This is a genomic window from Psychrobacillus sp. (assembly GCF_056205495.1).
Genome location: NZ_JBAEAP010000361.1, coordinates 1 through 3,189, shown reverse-complemented (window position 1 = coordinate 3,189; position 3,189 = coordinate 1). Strand labels below are relative to the sequence as shown.

Annotated in this window: 4 protein-coding genes; 2 read left to right on the top strand and 2 right to left on the bottom strand. The window is 34.9% G+C overall.

The genetic code is table 11. The features are described 5' to 3' along the window. On the bottom strand, nt 1-781 hold a 781-nt coding region (locus AC06OU_RS10850), incomplete at its 3' end, for an EamA family transporter (RefSeq protein WP_475855729.1). A 161-nt stretch (nt 782-942) separates the two neighbouring features. Further along, entirely contained in the window at nt 943-2,118 is a 1,176-nt protein-coding gene (locus AC06OU_RS10845; protein ID WP_475855727.1) for an MFS transporter, read from the bottom strand. A 374-nt stretch (nt 2,119-2,492) separates the two neighbouring features. On the opposite strand from AC06OU_RS10845, the gene AC06OU_RS10840 reads away from it, so the two are divergent. Together AC06OU_RS10840 and AC06OU_RS10835 are read left to right on the top strand one after the other, a co-directional pair. Beyond that, nucleotides 2,493-2,678, top strand: coding sequence for an SE1561 family protein (locus tag AC06OU_RS10840; RefSeq protein WP_340882307.1), 186 nt, complete (start codon nt 2,493-2,495; stop codon nt 2,676-2,678). A 117-nt stretch (nt 2,679-2,795) separates the two neighbouring features. After that, nucleotides 2,796-3,189, top strand: a 394-nt coding sequence (locus AC06OU_RS10835; protein ID WP_475855726.1) for a fumarate hydratase, incomplete at its 3' end; no start/stop codon positions are given.

Below are 3,189 nucleotides of genomic sequence, written 5' to 3'. Positions count from 1 at the left end.
AAGCAATAATTGGAGCTGCAATAATGGCATTTGAGGACATTGCAAATACATAGAAGAATTGACCAATAGTTTCTAAAATAGCAGCACTTGTCTTATCTCTCTCTTTAAAGATATTGAATGGGACTTTTTTAACCGCTTTAAGATAAACAAAAGCTACTACAGCGCAGATGAAAAATGTAAACTCATAAGCAAGTAGTGCTGCATCCTCCCCAATGAGACTAAGCTCATCCAAATACACTGCATCTGCAAACGTTCCAAGCCCATCAATCAATGCATATAAAATAGGGAAAATAATAGCCATGAATCCAATTGTATATTTAGTATCGATCGTCTTAGGATTAGCTTGAAGTACTTGTTTTTCCAGCTGTTTTTCAAAGACGGCCAAGCCAATTACCCCTAGAGTAATTATAATAATAGCCATGATTTCTAATACACTTAATGAATGAGTAAAGAAAATAAATAAAAGAATTGTTGTAATAGCTCCTGATGAATTTTGAACAGGAGAAGCTATGGATAGTTCTAAATATCTCAATCCAATATATCCAATTGCCATTGATAGTATGTAAAGTGCGGAAACTGGCAAATATAATACCATGTCCATTGGGTCAAATTGAATACCTTTTAAAAGCATATACACTGTCCCGTGAATCCCCATAACTAAACCTACCATAACAACTATTTTAAGATGACTAAATTTATCTCTAGGGTCTGTTCCCTTTTTATAAAATAAGTCTGCTCCTCCCCATGCTAAGGCAGTTATAAGAGCAAATATAAACCACATAAGTCTTTCTCCTCTTCTATAAAATAATATGTAAATGAAGCTTTACAATTATAATAAACGAGACTCGAATGTCAATACCCTAGAAATAAGTTAGAATACAAAATAAATTCGACCACCACAGCTCATTGAGTCATGTTGGTCGAATTCATTTTTTTAATTGGTTATACTATGGTAGAACGATTAGATTTTGTAAAAAGTATAACGATAGCCAAAGACCCTAAAAGGATAGATATAAGAAATAAAAAGCTTACTCCCTCAAATAACTGAATGAACAATCCACCAAAGAAAGGGCCTGAAAGACTACCTAAGCTAAAAAATATACCACATATTAAATTTCCTGTTGGTAAAAGCTCTTTTGGAGTTAAGTCTGTCATATATGCGATACCAAGAGAAAAAGTAGATCCTACAAACGTTCCTGCTATGAAGAAAAATGCCCCAACACCTATTGCCGATGTTTCAAAAAAGCTTGCAAACCCGAATGTAAGGGCACCTAAACCAAGCATACTATATAAGACCTGTCTCCTTCCCAGGCGGTCACTCAACATACCAAGCGGCAATTGAGACGCTACTCCACCAATAGAGAAAGCAGCTAAAATATAGGATAAATCACTAATTTCAATAGAGTTACGAAGTGCGTACACAGGATATATCGCATTTAAAGATGATTCTAAGAAGCCATAGCTAAATGGCGGGATAAATGCTATCCACGCTACTGAAAAGGCAGCTCCAAACCTTTTCCATGTGCCTGTCATTGTAGACGAAGCTGCAAATTTTTCTGGCTTTTCATTTTTCAGGAAAAATACAAGAACCCATGCACACAAACATAAAAGTCCAGAAACGATAAAAGGTAGTCCTTCAAAAATTTCTACGAGTTGGACAAACAAAGGGCCAACTGCAAAACCAACTCCAAATGATAAGCCGTAAATGGCTACATTTCTACCTAACCGATGCTGTGGTGAAAAACTTGTAATCCAAGTTTGAGTAGAGAAATGTAGAGCATGATCACCAATCCCTATTAATAAACGGAGTACAAACCAAAACATTACGCTCTTCCATAAAGGGAAAAGTAGAAGCGATACTATAACGATAAGCCCTCCGACTACAATCATAGGCTTGTACCCATATTTTCGTAATGGTGGCTCTATAAAAGGTGATATTAACAAAGTACCTATGTATAAACCTGTAGCACTTAATCCATTTAAGGTAGCGCTGACCCCATCCTGTTCAAAAATAACTGAGATTAGAGGCAAAAGCATTCCTTGGGAAAACCCTGATATAGAAACAATAATAACTAAAATCTTAAAACGTCTGCTCTCCATAGCTGTAAATTGTTGCATAAGATAACCTCTTCACTATTTAATTTTCATACAGGTTATCATAACAAAATTTAGCTTTTCTATAAACAACAAAAGGCCCAGTCAATATCGTTTAAGATTGACTGAGCCTTTACATATTACTTATATCCTTGTGAGTATTCATAACTGCATTTGCGGCTAGTTTGCCGGTGAAATGTCTGAACCGCCTCCTTCAAATGGTTAATTGGTTTTCGACTCTTCACTACGGCCTCCTTTCGTATAACTTAATGTTACTTTATCATATAAATTGAATAGTGTAAATATTTTAAATACACTTATTTATAAAATAACTCTTTTTACCTATCTTTTAATGTCATCTTGTTATATTCTTATCTTATAAAGTGAGGTGTTTTTCTGTGGGCAATCAAATATCAAATTCAGAACAACAAGTATCTTATTTAAAAGACCGACTTCAAATGTTTTTAGAAGTACTTGATTCTATTGAACCTGAGACGACTAATTTAGAAGATATAGACAGACTTATTCAAATGATGGATGACTTAGAACTAAAAATGGAACAATTTAAAGACTCTAAGGAGTAGTATTTAAAGGCATCGGAAAATTATATTTCTGATGCCTTTTATACTGCTCTTTTTTTCATTCTTGTAAAATAGTATACTTGTTAATGTTTGTAACTACATATAAAGGGGCATAACTAAATGCAAATGAGACAATTAGAGAAAAGTATCTATGATCTGATTACCGAGACTTCTACCAACTTACCTAAAGATGTAAGAAGAGCGATCCAAAAAGCAAAAGCTGCTGAAAATGAAGGTACACGAGCGGCCATGAGTTTAGATACAATTACAAATAATATTCAAATGGCAGACGAAAACATTTCACCTATTTGCCAAGACACTGGACTACCTACATTCAAGGTAAAAACTCCAGTTGGGGTAAACCAACTAGAAATTAAGGAAGCTATTAAACGAGCAATCGTTGCTGCTACGAAAGACGCTAAGCTTCGCCCTAACTCTGTTGACTCTTTAACTGGGAAAAATAGCGGTGACAACTTAGGAGAAGGCGTTCCCGTAGTGAAATTTGAACAATGGG

What these genes read in the sequence shown, in the direction of transcription:
- AC06OU_RS10845 (WP_475855727.1), bottom strand. Translation starts at nt 2,118, where the DNA reads ATGCAACAATTTACAGCTATGGAGAGCAGACGTTTTAAGATTTTAGTT.